The 22,541-nt window shown below is 34.4% G+C and carries 17 protein-coding genes; 13 read left to right on the top strand and 4 right to left on the bottom strand.

Annotated elements, in window-relative coordinates; genetic code table 11:
* Positions 1-46: 46 nt before the first annotated feature.
* From H600_RS0117700 to H600_RS0117670, 7 genes are all read left to right on the top strand, one after another.
* Entirely contained in the window at positions 47-283 is a 237-nt protein-coding gene (locus H600_RS0117700) for a hypothetical protein (protein WP_026730044.1), read from the top strand.
* Positions 270-650: a YchJ family protein gene (locus H600_RS0117695; protein ID WP_026730043.1), complete on the top strand. Its 381-nt coding sequence runs from the start codon at positions 270-272 to the stop codon at positions 648-650. The genes H600_RS0117700 and H600_RS0117695 overlap by 14 nt, the downstream gene beginning before the upstream one ends.
* Positions 651-756: 106 nt before the next feature.
* Positions 757-1,875, top strand: coding sequence for a vWA domain-containing protein (locus H600_RS0117690; RefSeq protein ID WP_026730042.1), 1,119 nt, complete (start codon positions 757-759; stop codon positions 1,873-1,875).
* A gap of 171 nt (positions 1,876-2,046) precedes the next feature.
* Positions 2,047-3,510, top strand: a complete 1,464-nt coding sequence (locus tag H600_RS0117685; RefSeq protein ID WP_026730041.1) for a sigma 54-interacting transcriptional regulator — start codon at positions 2,047-2,049, stop codon at positions 3,508-3,510.
* Between the two features lie 129 nt (positions 3,511-3,639).
* Positions 3,640-4,494 carry a DMT family transporter gene (locus tag H600_RS0117680; RefSeq protein WP_026730040.1) on the top strand — a complete coding sequence of 285 codons (855 nt, stop codon included), beginning with the start codon at positions 3,640-3,642 and terminating at the stop codon, positions 4,492-4,494.
* Positions 4,495-4,938: 444 nt separating this feature from the next.
* Positions 4,939-6,225 carry a Glu/Leu/Phe/Val family dehydrogenase gene (locus H600_RS0117675; protein WP_026730039.1) on the top strand — a complete coding sequence of 429 codons (1,287 nt, stop codon included), beginning with the start codon at positions 4,939-4,941 and terminating at the stop codon, positions 6,223-6,225.
* Positions 6,226-6,365: 140 nt separating this feature from the next.
* Positions 6,366-7,589, top strand: coding sequence for a sterol desaturase family protein (locus tag H600_RS0117670; protein WP_026730038.1), 1,224 nt, complete (start codon positions 6,366-6,368; stop codon positions 7,587-7,589).
* A 320-nt stretch (positions 7,590-7,909) separates the two neighbouring features.
* Here H600_RS0117670 and H600_RS0117665 read toward each other — a convergent pair whose 3' ends face one another.
* Complete coding sequence (locus tag H600_RS0117665; RefSeq protein ID WP_026730037.1) at positions 7,910-9,508, bottom strand: DUF6377 domain-containing protein; 1,599 nt, start codon at positions 9,506-9,508, stop codon at positions 7,910-7,912.
* A gap of 483 nt (positions 9,509-9,991) precedes the next feature.
* On the opposite strand from H600_RS0117665, the gene H600_RS0117660 reads away from it, so the two are divergent.
* The 6 genes from H600_RS0117660 to H600_RS0117635 all read left to right on the top strand — a co-directional run bounded on the left by H600_RS0117660 (position 9,992) and on the right by H600_RS0117635 (position 19,717).
* Positions 9,992-10,513, top strand: a complete 522-nt coding sequence (locus H600_RS0117660; protein WP_026730036.1) for a DUF5004 domain-containing protein — start codon at positions 9,992-9,994, stop codon at positions 10,511-10,513.
* Between the two features lie 8 nt (positions 10,514-10,521).
* Positions 10,522-11,604: a hypothetical protein gene (locus H600_RS0117655; protein WP_026730035.1), complete on the top strand. Its 1,083-nt coding sequence runs from the start codon at positions 10,522-10,524 to the stop codon at positions 11,602-11,604.
* A gap of 123 nt (positions 11,605-11,727) precedes the next feature.
* Positions 11,728-14,727, top strand: a complete 3,000-nt coding sequence (locus H600_RS0117650; RefSeq protein WP_209320128.1) for a SusC/RagA family TonB-linked outer membrane protein — start codon at positions 11,728-11,730, stop codon at positions 14,725-14,727.
* Positions 14,728-14,751: 24 nt separating this feature from the next.
* Positions 14,752-16,254, top strand: coding sequence for a RagB/SusD family nutrient uptake outer membrane protein (locus H600_RS0117645; protein ID WP_026730033.1), 1,503 nt, complete (start codon positions 14,752-14,754; stop codon positions 16,252-16,254).
* Between the two features lie 173 nt (positions 16,255-16,427).
* Positions 16,428-17,672, top strand: a complete 1,245-nt coding sequence (locus H600_RS0117640; RefSeq protein WP_026730032.1) for a glycoside hydrolase family 99 protein — start codon at positions 16,428-16,430, stop codon at positions 17,670-17,672.
* 26 nt (positions 17,673-17,698) lie between these two features.
* The gene (locus H600_RS0117635; protein WP_026730031.1) at positions 17,699-19,717 is read left to right on the top strand and encodes a glycoside hydrolase family 97 protein; all 2,019 of its coding nucleotides are present in this window, start codon (positions 17,699-17,701) and stop codon (positions 19,715-19,717) included.
* Between the two features lie 287 nt (positions 19,718-20,004).
* Here H600_RS0117635 and H600_RS0117630 read toward each other — a convergent pair whose 3' ends face one another.
* The 3 genes from H600_RS0117630 to H600_RS0117620 all read right to left on the bottom strand — a co-directional run bounded on the left by H600_RS0117630 (position 20,005) and on the right by H600_RS0117620 (position 22,497).
* Positions 20,005-20,925 carry a hypothetical protein gene (locus H600_RS0117630; protein WP_026730030.1) on the bottom strand — a complete coding sequence of 307 codons (921 nt, stop codon included), beginning with the start codon at positions 20,923-20,925 and terminating at the stop codon, positions 20,005-20,007.
* 385 nt (positions 20,926-21,310) lie between these two features.
* On the bottom strand, positions 21,311-21,745 hold the full coding sequence (locus tag H600_RS0117625; protein ID WP_026730029.1) for a DUF6526 family protein: 435 nt from the start codon (positions 21,743-21,745) through the stop codon (positions 21,311-21,313).
* A gap of 257 nt (positions 21,746-22,002) precedes the next feature.
* Positions 22,003-22,497 (bottom strand): DNA-deoxyinosine glycosylase, encoded by a 495-nt coding sequence (locus H600_RS0117620; protein WP_026730028.1) that lies wholly within the window; start codon positions 22,495-22,497, stop codon positions 22,003-22,005.
* Positions 22,498-22,541 lie beyond the last annotated feature (44 nt).

Below are 22,541 nucleotides of genomic sequence, written 5' to 3'. Positions count from 1 at the left end.
TGACCCGAGACTGAAAGTCGAACGGGCGAAGCAAACAAAAAAACAAATGAATAGTAAATTTGAAACATTAAAAGCAAACGTTCAAGAAATCATTGATTTGATCGCTGCAAAAAACGACAGAGAAGCAAATAATAAATTGCTTGAAGTTAGCGAAACATTAGACGAAATGATTGACTTTGCTGAAGAAGATGAAGAAGTGAGGGAAATCAGTCGTTACCAAGTTTTGCTAAATCAACTTCATGTAAAAATTAACGGAGAGGAACAAGTTGATGGCGACGCATAAATGTTTTTGCGACACCGGATTATTATTTGAAAATTGTTGTGGATTATATCTTCAGCAAAATCAAAAAGCTCCATCAGCATTGGCTTTGATGCGTTCGCGATATTCAGCGTACGCTACCCATAATGCGGATTATCTTTTGGAAACCACTTATATTTCTGAAAGAAAATATTATTCAAAAGCGGATATTTTGAAATGGGCGACAGCAAATAAATGGCAAAAACTGGAAATTCTGAGTTTGACGGAAAATACAGTAGAATTCAAAGCTTACTTTTTAGATACCAATCAAAAACCGCAGACGCATTACGAATTTTCGACTTTTAAATTTGAAAATGATGCATGGTTTTATGTTGACGGAAAGTTTGAATAATTATTACATCTAACACTGTTAGCACTTGGTTTTGGTTGAATATTTTAACTAAAAATTAATAAACATTTCGTTTTTCGTAATTCTAAAAAACCGTAATTTTAAAATTATGAAAAACGAATTTAAAAAAGGTTTTTATTTTAAGTCGTACGAAGCCCCATTTCAGTCTCCGTTTGAGAAACTTTTTGGCATTTTTAAAGAGCTGATCACCCATACTTCTGGGGATTTTGATGAAGCAATCAGCTGGCTTCGAGAGTTGGACAAAGAATATAAACTGACCGACGAAAACTACACTATCGAAGATTTTATCGAAGATTTAAAAAAGAAAGGTTATATAAAAGACGAAGTTAAAGAAGACGGTTCAAATGGTTTTGGCATTACTGCAAAAACAGAACGTGCGATTCGTCAACAGGCTTTAGACCAGATTTTTGGAAATCTAAAACGTTCCGGAAACGGGAATCACAAAACAAAACATGCCGGGAATGGTGATGAACACACAGGCGAATTCCGCGAGTTTAATTTTGGAGATGGTTTAGAACGAATTTCATTGACAGAAAGTCTTCGAAATGCTCAAATCAACAATGGCGTAGAAAGTTTCATGCTGACCGAAAATGATTTGGTTGTCGAAGAAACGCAATACAAAGCGCAAATGAGTACCGTTTTGATGATTGACATCAGTCATAGTATGATTTTATACGGCGAAGACCGAATTACTCCAGCCAAAAAAGTAGCAATGGCTTTGGCGGAATTAATTACGACACGCTATCCAAAAGATACGCTTGATATTTTGGTTTTTGGGAATGACGCTTGGACAATTCCTATTAAAGATTTGCCTTATCTGCAAGTTGGACCTTATCACACTAATACTGTTGCCGGACTCCAATTGGCAATGGATATTTTGCGCAGAAAACGGAATACCAACAAACAGATTTTCATGATTACCGATGGAAAACCAAGTTGTGTTCGTGAGCGCGATGGTTCCTATTATATGAACAGCAACGGTCTTGATGAATATATTGTTGACAAATGTTATACACAGGCGCAACAAGCCAGAAAATTGCATATTCCGATTACTACTTTCATGATCGCAAATGATCCTTATTTACAACGATTTGTGAATCATTTTACAGAAGCAAATCAAGGAAAAGCATTTTATACCGGATTGAAAGGTCTTGGTGAAATGATTTTTGAAGATTATGAAACGAATAGGAAAAAACGCGTACGCTAATTTTTAGGTTCTGAGATACTAAGATTCTAAGGTGCTAAGGTTTTTTAAAAAATAAATTATAAACACAATGTATATTGTAGAGACGCATTTTAATGCGTCTAACATAAAGGAATGAAACAATGTGATCATCCAAAAAAAAACAAACAATAACAAATTCGATATTTCAATACAATGGAAATAAAAAATATAAAGACATTAGGCGAATTAAAAGCCTCTGGGTATAAAAGCACAAGTATTAAAGACGAACTACGAAACAATCTTCGTGAAAAAATAAAATCAGGAAAACCTGTTTTTGAAGGCGTTCACGGTTTTGAAAACACCGTAATTCCCGAATTAGAACGTGCAATTCTTTCTCGTCACAATATCAATTTATTAGGCCTTCGCGGACAAGCGAAAACGCGTTTGGCGCGCAAAATGGTGGAATTATTAGATGAATATATTCCGTTTGTGACGGGTTCAGAAATCAATGATGATCCGTTAAATCCAATTTCTCGTTTTGCTAAAGATTTAATTGATGAAAAAGGAGATGAAACTCCAATTTCATGGTTGCACAGAAGCGAGCGTTTCTTCGAAAAATTAGCAACGCCAGATGTTACTGTTGCCGATTTAATTGGAGATGTTGACCCAATAAAAGCGGCAAATTTAAAATTATCATATGCTGATGACCGCGTAATTCATTTCGGAATGATTCCGAGAGCAAACCGCAGTATTTTTGTGATTAATGAATTACCTGATTTACAAGCCAGAATTCAAGTTGCCTTGTTTAATATTCTGCAAGAAGGTGACATTCAAATTCGCGGATTCAAATTAAGAATGCCATTGGATATGCAGTTTGTTTTTACAGCAAATCCAGAAGATTATACCAATCGTGGAAGTATTGTAACGCCTTTGAAAGACAGAATTGGTTCACAAATTTTGACGCATTATCCAGAAACTGTAGAAATTGCCAGAACGATTACCGAACAAGAAGCAAAATTGGACGAAAACCAAAGTGAAGTAGTTTATGTGCCAAGTTTAGCCAGAGACATTTTAGAACAAATCAGTTTTGAAGCGCGCGAAAGTGAATATATTGACAATAAAAGCGGTGTAAGTGCCAGAATGAGCATTACGGCTTTTGAAAACTTAATAAGTACAGCAGAACGCCGTGCTTTAAAATCGGGATCAGATAAGACGGTTTTACGTTTATCGGACTTTATGGGAATTATTCCGGCGATTACAGGGAAAGTAGAATTGGTTTATGAAGGTGAGCAGGAGGGAGCTGCAGTTGTGGCACAATATTTAATAGGCTCGGCAATCCGAACCTTATTTCCGACATATTTCCCTAAAATTGAGAAATTAGAAAAACCTGGAGAAAAAACGCCTTATTCTGATTTGATAGAATGGTTTTTTGCAGAAAGCGGTTTTGAATTGCTTGATGATGCATCAGATGCAGCATATAAAGAAATCTTAGACGAGGTAAGTCCCTTAGATATTTTACTAAAAAAATACCAGCCACAATTGGATAAAAAAGATCAGTATTTTGTAAAAGAGTTCGTTTTATGGGCTTTGGTAGAATATAAAAAATTGAGCAAAGATCGTTTTGCAACCGGACATCAATTCAAAGATATGTACGGAAGTTATATCAGTAAATTATAAATAATTGTAAATTGTTAATTATAAATTATTAGTTGATTTTCGAAAACTATTAAACCCGATAGGTTTTTAAAACCTGTCGGGTTTATTGCTATTGTTTTAAAACTTATTTTTGCAATCAAAATTTAAGTTATGTTGTTTCTTATTTTAAGCATTTTGTGCAGTGTAACAGTTGGCGTAATCTTCAAAATCACTCGTAAATACAATACAAATGCTATTCAAATCATTACTTTCAATTACGTAATAGCATTATTACTCTGCTACTTTACTTTTAGTCCAGATTTAACCACAATCCCTGCAGATGTACCGTGGAGTATTTATGCATTAGTTGGAATTTTGCTTCCAGTTGTTTTTTTGTTTTTGTTTTCGTCAATAAAACATATGGGAATCGTAAAGACGGATGCAGCACAGCGTTTGTCTCTTTTTATTCCGATAATTGCGGCTTGGCTTATTTTCAAAGAAGAGTTTAATTTTTATAAAGTTATTGGATTAGTAATAGGATTTGTAGCACTTTTATTGATCTTAAAAAAACAAACCTCAAACGATCAAAATAAGTGGATTTATCCCGCTGCTGTGTTTCTAGGTTTCGGAATAATCGATATACTTTTTAAGCAAATTGCTCTTTATACAGCTTTGCCATACACCACTTCTTTGTTTATGGTTTTTGATATTTCTTTGGCAGTTTCTTTGCTGATTGTAGTTTATGATGTTGTCGTGAAAAAAGTAAAACTTCAATCCAAAAACCTTCTTTTTGGAGTTTTAGTGGGAATCTTTAATTTCGGAAATATATTGTTTTATTTGAAGGCTCATAAAGCTTTCGCAGAAAATCCATCTACCGTTTTTGCCGGAATGAATATGGGGGTAATAGTTTTGGGAAGCGTTGTTGGCTTGCTTTTTTTCAAAGAAAAATTATCAAAAATCAACTTTTTAGGCATCACTTTGGCCTTAATTGCGATTGTTTTTATTGTTTTTTCGCAATTAAGCTAATTTTTCTAAATCCGTAAATCCTTAATTTACAAGTGTTTTAAAAATATTTTCAAAAGTTTTTAAAATTAACTCTACTAATTCGATAGAATTTATAAAATATATTTATAAATTTGCTTCAACAATGAAAAACTATAGTCTAAATATCATCCCGTTTATGTGCAGCTTGACGATGTGCTGCATGTCAAACCATGAGATGAAATGGCGTTAATAGAGAAAGTACTTGTTAGTTATTTTTTTTTTTTAGCCTTTCATGCACCAATGAAAGGCTTTTTTTTAGAACTAGTAATAACCATGAAATATGAGATCAAATCGAAACACTAATATTATGATGCACTGTTGCTTGATGAAAATTCCGTGTTGTACTTGCAGTTACTGCCGATTTTATTTCACGAGAATTTAATTTGATGCCCCAAATCAAAAACTAACATTTTAAAACTTAAAAAGATGAGTTCAGAAATTATAAAACAGAATCCGTTTCAATCGATGATTGATCGTTTTAATATAGCAGCCGATATTCTTAATCTAGAAGAATCAATAAGGTTGAAACTGCAGCGTCCTGAAAAACAAATTGTGGTGAATTTTTCGATTACTTTAGATAATGGAAAAGAGCAGAATTTTGAGGGATACCGCGTAATTCATAATACGGCATTAGGACCTTCAAAAGGAGGAATTCGATATGATACCGCCGTAAATCTTGATGAAGTGAAAGCCTTAGCCGCTTGGATGACTTGGAAATCGGCTGTTACGGGAATTCCTTTTGGAGGAGCAAAAGGCGGTATTATTTGTGATCCAAAATCGCTTTCTAAAACCGAATTGGAAAGAATTACAAGAGCTTATACTAAAGCGTTGTCTGATATTTTTGGACCAGAAAAAGATGTTCCAGCGCCAGATATGGGAACAGGTCCAGACGAAATGGGCTGGTTGATGGATGAATTTTCAATAGTTCACGGCAAAACGATTCATGCCGTAGTTACTGGAAAACATTTGCATTCTGGCGGATCATTGGGCAGAGTAGAAGCAACGGGAAGAGGCGTGAGCATTATCACTTTATTGGCGCTTCAAAAATTAAAATTGAGACCAGCTAGATCGACAGTTGCCATTCAAGGTTTTGGAAATGTTGGACTGCATTCGGCTTTATTTTTATTTGAAAAAGGATTGAAAATTGTGGCTGTAAGTGATGTAAATGAAGCTTTTTATAACCCAGACGGAATTAATATTCCGGAATTGATTTTATATTACAATCTGAATAACAAAAGCATAAAAGGATATCCAAATTCGGTTGCGATTAAGCATGAAGAATTGTTGTTGTTGGATGTAGATGTTTTGATTCCGGCCGCAAAAGAAGATGTAATTACACAAAATAATGCGAAAGACATTCGTGCCAAAATTATTGTGGAAGGTGCTAATGGTCCAATTTCATCTGATGCTGATAAAATTCTGCATGAAAATAATGTTTTGGTCGTTCCAGATATTTTAGCAAATGCTGGCGGTGTGACGGTTTCGTATTTTGAATGGCTTCAGAATTCACTTTTAGAATCTTGGAGAATTCACCAAATCAATACACGTCTTGAAGATATTCTAGAAAAAGGTTTTGAAACGGTTTTCAGAACAGCAATAAAACATAATGTTACGCCAAGAATCGCGGCTTACATTCTTGCTTTGCAAAAAGTTGCCGAAACGCAATCTGTAAAAGAAGTGGCTCTTGAGGCTCCAAAATTTAAACAAAATTAAAGTTTGGTTGTAAAGATAAAGGTCGTTTTCAATAGTTGATACATTTGAAAAAATGAATTGACAGATGAAAACGTCTTTATCTTTTAGTTTTATAACGAATTGTATTTTAGTTTTTTAAGTATAAAAAGAAATTTTAAACAATGGAACACATTAATTTTCTTGCTTTTGCAATGCCTGCTTTTTTTCTGTTTTTGTTTTTAGAATATAAACTCGCACAACATAAAAAAAAGCCAGAAATTTTTAATTATGAAAGTTCGGTTTCTAATATCAGTATTGGTATTGCAGAGCGTTTAATTAATCTCTTTATAGCAGCAAGTTTTTATCAGCTGTATTATTTCATTTATAATAATTATAGGCTTTTTGATATTCCAAGCAACATTTTTGTTTGGTTTGCACTGATTCTTGCAACCGATTTTGTTTGGTATTGGTACCATCGATTAGGACATGAAGTCAATTTTTTCTGGGCTGCACATATTGTTCATCATCATAGTGAGGAATTCAATTTTACCGCTGCTGCTAGAATTACTACTTTTCAGGCGATAATCCGAACCGGATTTTGGTGCGTGCTTCCTTTTATAGGTTTTCATCCGGCAATGGTCATTACGATGTTAATTGTTCATGGCGCATATTCTTTTTTTACGCATACGCAGGTAATTGGCAGCATAAAATGGCTGGAGTATGTTTTTGTTACGCCTTCTGTTCATGGTGTTCATCATGCTTCTGACGAAAAATATTTGGACAAAAATTATGGTGATATGTTCACGTTTTGGGATCGGCTTTTTGGGACTTTTCAGGAAGAGGAAGAAAAACCGAAATACGGTTTGACGCATCCCTTAAAAAGCTATAGTTTTCTTTGGCAGCATTTTCATTATTATTTTGAAATTTATGAATTGTGGAAACGCTCAAAAGGCTTTAAAGCAAGATGGAAAGCTGTTTTTGGAAGTCCAGCACATATGGATCAAGACATTCGCCCGATATTAGAAAAGCGTTTTCTGCAAGACAAAAGCAATCCCAATCAGCGACTTCGATTTCGAAATTATCTTTATATCCAACTCGGAATATGTACATTAATTTTGACTGCTTTCACGTATTATTTTGATTTATTGAATACACTCGATAAAATTTTTGTTTTGTCGGTTATCATAATCACATTAATAAATTGCGGTGCTTTGTTAGAACAGCGCAAATGGATTTATTATTTAGAATACGCTAGAATTCTAATGATCACAACTTTCTTTTTGTATGAAGAAAATCTGATGGTATTTTTCTTTATTCCGCTCGCAGTAATGATTTTTGTGGAGCAGTTATTTTCGCTCAGCAGATATTATCAAAATATGATTTTGCAGTTGGAATCTTCAGAATAAAGTTAGAGCAAAGAATCAAGATAAAAGAAAGCGACACTTTAGATGTCGCTTTTTTATTGAAAAATAGTCCCAGAGGGACGAAATATTTATAGAAAAACGTTCATTATCCAAAAGAGCTCCATCGGAGCGACATAATTTACCCAAAGTTCTTATTAAATATTTCGCTCCGATGGAGCTTTAATTAACTTCATTTTAATTGTGCTATAAATATTTTGCTCCTCTGGAGCTCTGATAAATATTTGTATAATTGCTGATTTAGCTTGCTAATTTGTTGTCGTTTTGGTAGTGAAAAAAACTTAGTGTCTCAGAATCTTAGCAACTTAAATTGTCTTAATTGCCATAATCTTTTCTTCAAAAGTATCTTTAAAATCTGATTTGCTTTTGATTCGGGTTTTATAAGTATAAATGGTAGCTACAGAAAGTTCCAAGAATTCTGCCATTTGATTGCTGTCCTGAATTCCTAATCTATACAAAGCAAAAATCCTTAATTCGGTATTCAAAAGCTCGCCTTTTTTGACGATGCATTTATGATCATTTGGAAACAAATTATTAAAATCGCTCACGAAAGTAGGGAACAGTTTTAAGAAAATTTCATCAAATTGATGGAACAAGTTTTCACGTTCTTCTTTTACGTTATAACGTTTTAAACTCGCAATAACTTCATCCGTTTTTTTGGTAATGATTTTATGCAAAGTGCTTTTCTGAATGTGATCAATTTTATTAATGAACGCCGAAGTCGCTTTAATGAAATACGTAATGTATTCTTCTTTAATAGCATTTGCTTCGCTTAGGCTAATGTTCATTTCTTGAAGTTGTGCATACGATGAAGCCATTATTTTACGGGCTTTGTTTCTTTCTTTTAATTGTTTGAAAATGATAATTGAAAACAATACAATTATAAAAGTCAATATGGTAAGTAAAATAATGATTCGTTCTAGCTTGTCATTTTTCTCCTTTACATTATTTAATTGCGCTTTTTCGATAATTGGCAAAATCGACGAAATTTCAATTTTACGATGTCTTGCATTGTAGAAAGTCGCGTCGTCCATTGCAATATTGATGTATTCATTGGCTTTGTCCAAATACCCCATTTTAAAGAGTTCATTGGCTAGATTTCTAAGTGCGACAGTCTCTTTTGTGGCATTTTTTACATCGGCGATTGCGGCTAAAGCCAAATATTCAATTGCTTTTTTTGTATAACCTCTTTCTGAATAAATATAGCCAAGACTTGAAGTCGCAATTCCGTAATAATCTGGCGGAAGATTGTAATTGTTGATCCAATAACTGAAAGCGAATTCGGCACCTCGCCAATCTTGCTGTTTAAGCCTTTTCAAGCTTTCGGCGGCCCAATATTCGTTTGTATTAGTTCCAATTAATTCTAGTGCTTTTTTTAAGAAATGATTTCCCTGCTGTACATAATGAATGTTAAAACGCTGGTCTTTATTGTAATCGGCTAAATCGTAGTATGCGCGGGCTTTGATGTTGTAATACTCAAACTTGTTTTTTTTATCCAATTTTTGATCATCAACAACATTCAAAGTGTCAATTGCTTCTTTGAATAATCCAGATGAAAGAAGAACGAAACCTTCCTTGATTCGGCTTTTGGCCAAAAATTTCGGATCTTTTAAAACTATCGCCTTGATTTTTGCTTCTTCTAAATAATAATAAGCAGAATCATATTTAAACGATTTATATTCATCAAATAATGACATATAGCTATTGTAAAGCTCTTCGTTATTTTGGCTTACGGTATATTTTGAAACATTTCTTTTTAAAGCTTCAATCTTTCGATACTTCTGCTTTAAATAAACGTCTTTTTTAAGAAGCGTTTTATCTAATTCTTCTAAAACAGGATTTGTCTCTTTCGCAGTTAGAGAAAAACCCGCAATAAGAAAACATAGAATTAATATTCTTTGCATGGTTTTGAGTTGGTTTAGGGTAAAAAAAATCTTTTTTGGTTTGTTCGAGTTAATTCGTTTTTTAATTCGGGATAAGCTTGAGCGGGCTTATGAAACAACTTTCAGCTTTTTAAAACTTTGCAAATACAAAGATTTAAAATCAGGTTAAGCATTCAAAAATAAGATATAAATGTTAAAAGATGTCAAATTATTTGCAATTATACAATAAAAACCAATTATATATATGCATAGTGAAAAAAATATACGCTTTAATTTCCATATTGTCATATTTACCATCATTTATTAGCACAATTTCATCTAAACAACATCTTGATTTTTTGAAATGTAAAAATAAATCAAATTATTGATTATTAGTTATTTGTGGTTAAAAATGTTTGGATTTTATCTTGATTTTTCTCAGACATTTTTTTTTAGATTTATTTAACATCTAGCTTCGTTCTGTCTTTTATGAGGCAGAAAAACTAACAAACAAACCACAAATTTATGAGATGTAAAAGTATTTATTGGTTAGCTGTTGTTATGGGTTTAATGGCCACTGGCTGTGATAATACCGACGACGGAAGCTACGTTGATCCGATTACCCTTTATGAGAAAGTACAAGGAAATTGGGGATTGACAAATTTGAAAATGGTTGACGAAGTTGCGAAAGCAAATAAGGTCGAACCAAATGAAGAAAACTTGAGTACGTATTTTAATTACGAAGACTTTAAAATTAAATTCAGCGTAGATGAAAAGAACCAGCCAACAAGCTACGAAGTTACAGGAAATGTGCCTCCATTATTCGCACCAAAAGGATACTGGGCATTAAGCTCAGATTTCCAGCCAACTAATTTGGGCGTAACAAAAATCTATTTGTACAGTGATGCTCAGAAAACTCAAAAAACAGATGAGCTAAAATTGTCATCAGTCCCAGGAAGCAGTGATGAAATGGAATTCCAATTAATTCATTCCTCTGGAGGATCTCCGTTTGTTTCTTATGTGTTTAAATTAAATGCTATTAATTAAAAAGTAATATGAAAAAATTTATATATACAATTTTACTTGCCCTTTTGATGGCTCCTAATTTTATTCAGGCACAAGAAGCCGCTGGAGCTGTAGGCAGTATGTCGTCATTTCCTGTTGTTTACAAGTATGATGAAAAAGTAACGTGGTACTTTGATCTTTCGGGAACTACGTTTGCAGAAACTGAAGATGTTTATATCTGGATTTGGTCACCATCTGAACCAGATGCTGGTAATTGGGAAAACTCATCTGATTTTGCCAAATTAAAATATGAAGGAAATAAAGTTTGGAGTTTTACTTTAACTCCAACATTATATTTCTCTAAAACTCCAGAAGAAATTGCGGCGAGTGCTGGATTTTGGTTTCGTTTGAAAAACAAAAACGGATCAAAACAAACAGATGTTGCGAACATGCCCTACACTGATTTTTCATCATTTTATACAGCAAATGAGCTAATCAGATCCTATCCAACAAAACCTTTGATCGATAAACCGGTAAGTATTTTATTTAATTCGAATTTGAAAGATGGTTTTGCAGGTGTTCCAAGCGTTCATTTTCATAGCGGTTTAAATAATTGGGCAGTTTTGCAAGAATATCAAGCTTGGATTCCGGAAGTATCGGAGAAAACAAAATTGAAAGATCTAGGAAACGGTTTTTATAGAATGGATTTGATTCCGCAACAATATTATAATCCGCCAGCAGGTTTTGTGATGGAGAATATCACTTTTCTGATGGTCGCAAAAGATTGGACAACTAATTCTGGCGATCAAATTATTTATGCAGGGGAATTTATTCCGCCACCACCGCCAAGTTTCAGTTTTTTTCCAACGGTTATCAGCCAAAAAGATTTCCTTGGGATGTCAAGAAAAAATAATGAACCAGGTGTAAACAAACTGCTTTATACAATAACTGCCGGAAGCAAAACATTTTCGGGCGAGTTTTCTGGAGGAACAGCTGAGATAAAAGGTTTTGTCAATCTAGTTTCAGAGTTAAACGGTGTTCAAGGTCTAACAGAGATTCATGTGTTGGTAAAAGACAACAAAGACAAAACAATCTCTGATACGTCAATACCTCTGAAAACTTTAGACAAATAATTCACTATCAAATTAAAACATCAATTCTAATGAAATGAGCATAATCCCAAAATTAGTCATTGAACCAATAATGGCTGTGCGAATTACATATGACTGATAAAAAAAAACAATAAATAACGACATATGAATAGTAAAAATAAAAAAATAGTCCTGCATCAAATGTGGACTACTAAAACTGCAGTATTCATGATTTTCATGCTTTTTCTTTCGGCAGGAATGTTTGCTCAGGAAAAAAAGCAGGTATCAGGAACTGTGTATGACAATGCAGGAACTGTATTGCCAGGCGCATCTGTAATTGAAGTGGGAACAAAAAATGCAACCACAACAGATTTTGACGGAAAATTTACTTTGACGGTAGCCGTAGGAGGTTCGATCGAAGTTTCATTTATTGGATCAGCAACGCAGAAAATCCAAATAACATCTGCAACTAAAAATGTTGATGTTCGTTTGCAAAATGATGGTTATCAATTGGCTGAAGTTCAAGTTGTAGCCGTTGGTTACGGAACACAAAAGAAATCGGATTTGACAGGAGCAATTTCAACTGTAAAAGCTGACGATTTGGTAAAAGGGACGATTTCATCAACGGAACAAGTTTTGCAAGGAAAAGTTGCGGGATTAAATGTTATTCGTCCTTCGGGTGATCCTGCAGCGGGTTCTACATTACGTTTGCGTGGAGGAACGTCGTTGACAGCAAGCAACAATCCTTTGATTGTAGTTGACGGAATTGCGGGTGTTGACATCAATGTGGTTCAGCCTTCAGATATTAAAAGTGTAGATGTTTTAAAAGATGCTTCGGCAACGGCAATTTATGGTTCTAGAGGAGCAAATGGAGTAATAATTATTACAACAAAATCAGGTACAAAAGGCGTCTCAGTAACCTACAGCGGATTATCAAGTGTGGGGTATGTAAATGATAATTTAGACATTTTGTCTGCAAATCAATGGAGAAATTATGTTCGTACTACAGGAAATAAAGATGCAGTTGATTATGGTGCAAATACTGATTGGCAAAAAGCAATTGAGCAAACGGCTATTTCTCAGTCACATACTTTGACTATCAATTCTGGTAAAACAGATAGTGGTTTTAGAACTTCACTTTCTTATTTAAATAACGAGGGAGTTATTAAAAATTCTGGTTTGGAAAGGCTTAGCGGAAATATTAGCGCTTACCAATATCTGGGCGATAATAAAGATGTGAAATTCGACATGGGATTGTTTGCAAATATTGATAAATGGCATCCAGTTGATTACAGAATTTTTGAAAACGCATACAACTTAAATCCAACAATTCCGGTTTATACACCAACTGGGGAATTTTCTTCAGTAAGCGGCAATATATACTACAATCCAGTTGAAATTTTGACTAACAGAACAGTTGATAATGAAAGACACCGACTTTTAGGATATTTCAAAACTGAGGTTAAATTTTTAAGAGATTTCTTGGCTGTAGCTAATATTTCATTGGAACATAATGCAGTTGCAGGTGGAACTTATAAACCAAGTTATGCCGTTTTAGAAGGAACTACTGAGGGTGGTTATGCACAAAGAACATACGGCGAATATACAAATGCACAGGGTGAACTTTATGTGAATTACAATAAAGTAATTGACAAACATAACATTAGTGCATTGGCTGGATATTCTTATTTAGAGAATATTTACGAAGGTTTTGGCGCACAAAGAAGCGGTTTCGTAACCGATGCTTTTGGCTATAATAATTTAGGGGCTGGTTACAGATATCGTTTAGGGGATGTTTATTCGTATAAAGGAAAATCAAACTTGGTTTCATTTTATGCTCGTGCAAATTATTCTTATGACGGAAAATATTTGTTGACAGCAACAGTGCGACGAGATGGTTCAAGCCGTTTTGGAGAAAACAATAAATGGGGAACTTTTCCATCGGCATCTGTGGCTTGGAAAATTTCCAATGAGGATTTCATGAGTTCTACAAAAGGTTGGCTTGATAATTTAAAACTGAGAGTTGGTTATGGTGTGACAGGAAATCAAGACGGAATTGGTGAATACAAATCACTTTCTATTTTAGGAGTTGGAAACGACAGTTACTATGATCCTGTTACAGGAACTTGGAGTTTGGCTTATTCTCCAAAACAAAATCCAAATCCAGATCTGAAATGGGAATCTACAGAACAATTAAACATTGGTTTTGATTTTACACTTTTCAACAGAATTACGGGGTCATTTGAATGGTATTCTAAAAAAACAAACGATTTGTTATATACATACGAAGTGCCTCAGCCTCCATATTTAGTTGGAACAATGTTGGCAAACGTTGGTGAAATGTCAAATAAAGGAGTTGAGCTTGCTTTGAATGCAGACATCATCAAAGGAGATAAATTTTCTTGGAATGCTAATTTGACTTTAGGACACAACGTTCAAAAAATCGAAAAGCTTTCAAATCCAACCTATAAAACTGATGTGATTTACAGCGGGTCACTACATGGTTTGCAAGGTATGTCAGGACAATATTCTCAAATTATTGCTGAAGGGTATCCAGTTGGAACTTTTTGGGGTTTCAGAAATGCAGGACTTGATGAAAACGGGAAAATACAGTATTATAACGCAGCAGGCACTGTTGTAGCAGAAAGTGCTTTAGTTGATGCTGATAAAACAGATTTGGGAAATATTCAGCCAGATTTGACTTTAGGAATCGGAATGAATTTTACTTACGGAAATTTTGATCTAGGAGTGACAGGTTACGGAATGTTTGGACAAAAAGCTTTAAATGCTACAAACATGATGCTTAACGATCCAAACCGTTTGCCTTTTTATAATGTGCCAGATGATTTTCTTGGTAGCGGCATTACTTCTGCGCCAAAGTATTCTGATTATTGGATCGAAGATGCTTCTTTCTTCAGACTTCAAACACTTTCTTTTGGCTACACAATGCCAATAGGTTTCAAAAGTTCAAAACTTAGAATTTATTTGATGGGAGAAAATCTTTTTGTAATAACAGGTTATAAAGGTGTTGATCCAGAGATTGGATTAAATGCTCAGGATGGCGCTGATCAAACAGGTTTGGCAGCTCCAGGAATTGACCGATACAACAACTATCCTAGACCAACAACAATTTCTGTTGGATTAAATTTTACGCTGAATAACTAGCGAATTAACTCAAAAATAGAACAAATGAAAATCAAAATAACAGCAGCAATATTAATGAGCATGCTTTTTACGATATCATGTACTGACTTAAGCGAGGATTTGTACGATAAAGTAGAGGATGGAAATTTTGGAAATACCTCAAAGGAAATTGATGCATTGGTAGGAGGGGCTTATTCTTCTTTAAGAGGATTCGCTGACGGAATATCAAACAATTACCCAACTTGCGAATATGTATTCTTTTTAAATGAAACGGTTTCTGATGAAGCTACAATTCCAACTAGAGGCACAAACTGGTACGATGGCGGACAATATCAAGATGCTCAAAAACATACTTGGAAAGCAGATAACCGTATGATTCTTTCGGCTTGGCGTTACAATTATACCGGAATTGCAAAAATCAATTCAATCATTTATCAAATCGATAAATCGTCTTTGAGCGATACTGCAAAAGCGCCGATTTATGCCGAATTAAAAGCCTTGAGAGCGTATTATTACTATAATCTTTTGGATTTGTTCGGAAATGTGCCTATTGTAACCAATTTTGAAGATACATCATTGCCATCAAATTCTACAAGAAAACAAGTTTACGATTTTGTTGAAAAAGAGCTGACAGACGCTCTTCCGCATTTGAACTCAAATGTGGTGTATTCTAAAATGACAAAAAATGTAGCGTATTCGTTATTGGCTAGATTATATCTTAACTCAGAAGCTTTTATTGGGACAGCACGTTGGCAGGATTGTCTTAACATGTGCCAAAAAGTTTCTGGTTATTCCTTGACGCCAGATTTCTTTGCCAATTTCGCGACAGAAAATCAAAAGTCGCCGGAAATCATTTTTGCAATTCCATATGATTCAAAAGCAGGAACTGTAGGGAATTATATGAATTCGATGTCTTGTCATTATTTGCATAAATTGACAGTTTCTGCAACAGGAGATTATCCTTGGAGCGCAAACGGAATGTGTGCACAGCCAGGAGTTTATTCAGCTTTTGCTGATACAGACAAACGAAAAAAATGTATGGTTGCCGGTGATCAAATCAATTTAGCAACAGGAACTGTAATTATTATGGATAACGGAGAACCGTTGACCTATACCGAAGAAGTAAACAGTGTTGCAGATGCAAAAGACAATCAAGGAGTTCGTTTAGGAAAATATGAAATGAAAGCTGGAGAAACTTGGGAGCGTGATCATGATTTAGTTGTCATTCGTTACGCTGAAATCTTGATGATGCAAGCGGAATGTTATGTTCGTTTAGGCTCTCCAGATTTGGCAAAACCATTTTTACAGCAAGTTACTGCACGTGCTGGCGAAGAAATGCCTACAACAATTGATCTTCATTTCATTGATCAAGAATTGCTTAAGGAATTTACTTTTGAAGGAAGAAGAAGAACAGATAACATCCGTTTTGGAACATTCTTCTTGCCTTGGTGGGAAAAAGGAACAACTGAAAAGTACAGAGCGATTTTCCCAATTCCAAGTACCGTTTTAACCACAAATAAAAACCTAAAACAGAATCCTGGGTATTAGGTTATTGAATGTCAGTCTTCCATGTTGGTTAGTCGTGGAAGGCTGACATATTTTTAAAACGAATATCCTCATGGCTAATTTTTTAGCCACAGATTAAAGGATTTTCACAGATTATTAATCCTTTTTAATCTCTTAATCTGTGGCAAAAAATATAATATTAAAAGTACATCAGTATGAAAAAATATATTACATCATTGGTTTTCGGTTTGATGAGTATTGTGATGGTTGCTGGATGCAGCAGCGATGACAAAGGCTCAGAGAAACCAGTAGAACCGGAAACAATTGCGCCAGTTGCGATTGAAAAAACAAACAGCACCAAAATTTTCGTTCATTACATGCCTTGGTTTGAAACCAATGAAAGCAGTGCCGATAAAAAATGGGGATATCACTGGACAATGGCAAATAAAAATCCTAATACTATCGGGGCAAACAACCACAGAGAAATTGCATCGTATTATTATCCGCTGATTGGTCCATATCATTCAGGCGACAAAAATGTGATCGAAAATCATTTATTATTGATGAAATATTCAGGAATTGATGGTCTTTTGATCGATTGGTACGGCACATATGACGTAAATGATTACCGAATGGTAAAAGAAAATACGGAGCAATTGATTGCTATGTTGGACAAAGTTGGTCTTGAATATGCGATTGTGTATGAAGACAGAGTAACGACAAATGTTGTAAATGCAGGGAAAGCAATTTCAGTAACCAGCGCAGCAAAAACCGATTTAAGTTATTTGCAGACGAATTGTTTTAGCGATGCAAACTACATCAAAATAAACGGAAAACCGTTATTGCTGAATTTCGGACCAATTGTATTGCAAACGCCGGCAGAATGGACAAATGTTTTTAACACTTTAACCACAAAACCCACTTTCTTGACACTTTGGGATCAATCTGTAGAGGCGGGTGAAAATGCTTCTGGTGAGTATGCCTGGGTTTACAAAAACAGCACGTATTTGACTAATTTTTATACGAACACAAAACCAAAACTTTCAGTAGCAATGGGAAGTGCTTATCCCGGTTTTAAAGATTTTTATGCTGAAGGCGGTGGAGGAGCGGCAATTGGCTGGACTATTGAACACAATAATGGAGCAACACTTGACGAAACACTTTCTTTAGCCAAAAATGCAAACCTAAGCTACTTGCAATTGATTACTTGGAATGACTTTGGCGAAGGAACCATGTTTGAGCCAACAGTTGAATTTGGATACAATTACATTGAGAAAGTAAAAACTTTTGCCGGCGTAAAAAACACTGAATCATTTTTTGCAGATATCAGCAAGCTTTATAATCTAAGAGTGGAGAAGAAAGGAAATGCCGATGCTCAGAAAAAATTGGATCAGGCTTTTAATTATTTTGTTTCCATGCAACCTGCAAAAGCAAAACAGTCACTGAGCGAAATTAAATAAGGAGCTGTAATTAATACAATTAAATAATGAAAAACATAAGATATAGATACTGCCTGATTGCTTTTGTAGCAATAATGCTCTATGCCTGCGGTACTAAAAAAATGACATACAAAATCAGTTCTCCTGGAAAAAACACCGAATTAGTTTTTGAATTAACGCCTTCTGGTCAGCCTCAATACAGCTTTACTTCCGAAGGAAAATCAGTTATTGAACCATCATTGTTGGGTTTTGAATTTCAAGGAATCCAAAAAATGACAGATGGTTTTGAAGTGGTTTCAACCGAAGAAAAAACTTTTGATGAAACTTGGGAACAGCCTTGGGGAGAATTCAAAAAAGTGCGCGATCATCACAATGAATTAATTGTTCATTTGAAAGAATCAAAAGGCGAAGAGCGTTTGGTTGATATTATTTTTAGAGTTTTTGACGACGGTGTAGGATTTCGCTATTCTTTTCCAAAACAGCAACATTTGGACAAGGTGAAGATTTTGAATGAAGTTACACAATTCACTTTTAAATCTAATAATGATGTTTGGTGGATTCCGGTTCATCGTGAAAACAGTTATTATGAAAGTGAATACCGCAAAACACCAATCAGTCAAACTGATACGATCAACACGCCGGCTACTTTTGAAACCAAGGAGAAATTGTATGTTGCCATTCATGAAGCTAATTTGACAGATTTTGCCTCAATGACACTTTTAAAAACAAGCGACAAACAATATAAAAGTGATTTAGTGCCTTGGGCCGATGGTGTAAAAGTATATGCTGAAGCTCCTTTTGTAACACCTTGGAGAACAATTGTTGTTGGAAAAACGCCTGGTGATGTTGCTACGTCAACCATTATGCTGAATTTAAATGAGCCTTCAAAAATTGAAGATCTTTCTTGGATTACGCCATCAAAATATATTGGAGTTTGGTGGGGAATGCATTTAGAAAAATTCACTTGGGGGCAAGGACCAAAACATGGCGCAACAACAAAAAACACAAAAGAATACATTGATTTTGCAGCGAAAAATAATTTTGATGGCGTTCTAGTAGAAGGTTGGAACGAAGGCTGGGACGGTGACTGGACTGCCGATGGATCTGCGTTTAGTTTTGTAAAAGCGTATCCTGATTTTAATTTGGAAGAAATTACAAAATATGCGGCCATGAAAAATGTTCGATTAATTGGACATCATGAAACAGCAGGTGCTTCTAAACATTATGAAAGCCAGCTTGAAGATGCCTTTAAATTGTATCAAAAAATGGGCGTGAACTCGGTTAAAACAGGTTACGTAAACAAATATTTGGACAAAAAAGAATGGCACGACAGTCAGTATGGAGCGCGTCATTACAGAAAAGTAATCGAAACAGCTGCCAAATATCATATTATGATTGATAACCACGAACCAATGAAGGGAACTGGAATTCAGCGTACGTATCCAAATTTTATGTCGCAAGAAGGCGGAAGAGGGCAGGAATACAATGCATGGTCGGTTGACGGTGGCAATACACCACAACATTTAACGACTTTGCCTTTTACAAGAATGCTTTCGGGGCCTTTTGATTACACGCCTGGGAATTTCAACTTTGATTATAAAACGCCTTCTGGCGCTAGAGTTCAAACCACTTTGGCAAATCAATTGGCTTTGTATGTGATTATTTTCAGTCCGTTGCAAATGGCTTCTGATTTGCCTGAGAATTATGTTGGAAAACCAGAATTTCAATTCATAAAAGAGGTTCCATGCACTTGGTCATATACTAAGGTTTTGGATTCAAAAATTGGTGAATACACGACAATTGTCCGTAAAGATTGGGACGAAAAAAACTGGTATTTAGGATCTATTACCAATAAAAATGCAAGAGACTTAAAAGTTGATTTATCATTTTTAGATGCTGGAAAAGAATATGAAGCTACAGTTTATGCTGACGGAGAAGGGGCAAATTATAAGACGAATCCATATCCGGTTACGATTTCAAAACAAAAAGTAAATAGTAAAAGTGTAATAAATATGAAATTGGCAGCTGGAGGAGGGACAGCTATAAAATTCACTCTATTAAATTAATTGAATTAGTTTCGTTTATTTTAGTTAAGTTTAAGTTTGAGCAGACAAGCCCGAAATCTTTAGAAGATATCGGGCTTGTTTTTTTGTTTAACCAAAAAGAACGCAAAAATTTACGCAATGGGTGCTCCCATTTTTAGGATCTCTAAAAGAAAAGCCAGCACAGCTTATTTGATAAAGCTTTGCCGACTTTTTATTTTAACGACTTTATAAGTCTTAAAGATTTTTACGTTTGAAATATACGTTCCAAATAAAAACTTAGAGCCTAAGCATCTCAGTACTTTAGAACTCTATTTTTTCGAATTCGATACATGTTTTCCAAAAGTATAAACTGCCGTAATTGTTGGCCCGTTATAGCCCCATTTTAGGAAACCGTTTAAACGTTCTTGAACTGTATCTACTCTAAAGTTTAAACCGGTATAACCTGCAGTAAGACTAAAGTTATTAGCGACATTATATAAAACAGACAAATTGTAGCTTATGATTCGGCCATCTGTATCATTAATTTTTAAGGCAAGATAATTTACGTTGGCATATAAACCCCAGCGTCTTCCTAGAACAAATTCTCCCCAAATTCCAATATCAGGCAGCGGCGCAGTAAAGTCAAAGCTATCATGTTTTTCTATACTTTGTGTATCTCCTTCTAATCTTAAGCCCAAATCCGCAAAAAGGACATGCGCTCCAACTAATAAACCTGCTTGGTATTTAGGTTTTGATAGAATAGCATAGCCATAAGCAACTCGCATGATTTGTACATTAAAGGTACCCTGAACTCGTCCATTTACTTCATAAGTATTGTCTCCAAAGTTAATATCTCTTTGCAGTGTTTTTGTAGCAGTTCTGTCTAGTACAAAATATTCAAAACCTAATCTAGATCTTCGAGATATACGCCAGTCAAACGTTCCTAAGAATGATGCAGATGATTTATTGAATCCTAAATCATTTTCAAGATCAATTTCAGTTCCTATATTTCCATTGTTGCCTTCAACTTTAACCACAGTATTATTAACAGGAAAAAAACCACCAGCAGTAAATTTAAATTTTCTGTTGTGCCAAGGTAAATCTTCTGGATTATAATCTTGAAGATCTTCCTCATTATCACTTTGTACGGCGGTTAGTGTTTTTTCTTCAGGCAGTTCGCTTGTTGTAGTTTGTGCATTTGCCGAGAAAAAAGAAAGTGGTATTATCAAATAATAAACTAATTTTTTCATTTGGTTGATGTTTAGGTTTACTGTTGAATTTTAACACTTAAAGTTAACAAAAAAAATCATTCAATTAAATTTTTCTCGTTTAATATTTGGATAATTCAGTTAAGTATCAGTTTAATACGGTTTCAGGGTTTGGAAATCTGTAAAAGATCTTTTGGAAACGAGTGTTGCACCCGGCTAATTTTAGATTATAGATTATAGATTTTAGATTTTAGATTATAGATTTTAGATTATAGATTATAGATTTCGACTTTCAACTTTCGACTTTTGACTTTTGACTTTTGACTTTTGACTTTTGACTTTTGACTTTTGACTTTTGACTTTTGACTTTCAACTTTCAACTTTCAACTTTCAACTTTCAACTTTTGACTTTCGACTTTTGACTAATCTACACCCTATTATAATCAGCTTTCCAGTGTATGATTGCTTTTTTGATGGCGTCGCCTGAGAGATTGTTTTTTAGAGCATCTTCAAGCAGTGGCAAAAATTCACTGTCTGGCGCAAAGCGAAGTGCAAAAATTTGATCATCAGTAAGTTTGTGTTCAAACTCTTCTAATCTTTTTCCAGTTAGAGTAAAATAACGGTAGCGAAGTTCTAAGCGTACAATTCGGTTTTGCAATATCAAGGCATAATGCTGGCGGAGCATGAAGGCAAGACAAAAAAGGAAAATAAAACCAACACCTATAAATGACCAAATTAAGGTATCACTTGTAGTACAGGCAAAATAAATACTGCAGATTAGAAAAAATATCAGAACTGGGTAATATATGAAATGATGAGGTATGTAAAACCGTATGTGATTGTAGTAGGTTTGAATTTTCATAATTATTATTTTTAGGTATTAATCAAAAAAACAAAGCTACCCTAAAAATTAGAATAGCTTTATTTCTCAAAATAAACTAACATAACCAATGTTCCCTTTATACTTAAACTTTTTAAAGTTTGTAATTCTATTTATTTGAAAAAAGCCCTTATCCTCGGCTCTTAAATTTTATTATATGACTTTTGTTTCGTGATAGTAAAATTACTATACGTGGGATTTTTTTTTGTTATACTTTACGTTTAATTTGTTATATGATTTCAACTGCGGTTTAGTAAAGCGGCAATAATTTTCCATTCAGATAGTTTGGAATCAAACGATTTTCCTGCGTTTGCCGGACTTGTAGATGGAAGCGTTACTAGTTGATATGTTTTTTCTAGACGAACATATTTTTTGAAAAAGGTGTGCGCTTTTTGTCCGTTAAAGAGAATGGCTTTAATATTTGGATGATGTTTTAAAAAAGCTTCAAAATCATTTGCTATTTCATTTTTAATCGCGCTGTCCAAACTTCCTATGCGGTCACAATATTGCAGAACATCCCAAAGGGCTATTTTGTTTTTTTGTAATAATGCTTTTCGCGTTTCATAATCATTTGAGAAATCTTCTTTCAGAATGGCAAACATAAACTTCCAGAAATTGTTCTGATTATGCCCATAATATTGATTCAACTCTAATGATTTTGTACCAGGCATGGTGCCGAGAATCAAAATTTCAGAATCATTTGTGGAGATTGGAGCGAACGAAAAGCTTTTCATTTTTTTTTGAATTAAGAAATTTTTTGTTTGAGTTAAAATTTAAT

It is taken from the genome of Flavobacterium denitrificans DSM 15936, from assembly GCF_000425445.1.
Lineage (GTDB): Bacteria > Bacteroidota > Bacteroidia > Flavobacteriales > Flavobacteriaceae > Flavobacterium > Flavobacterium denitrificans.
The sequence above is the reverse complement of the archived record's forward strand: the minus strand, read 5'-3'. Positions and strand labels throughout refer to the sequence as shown.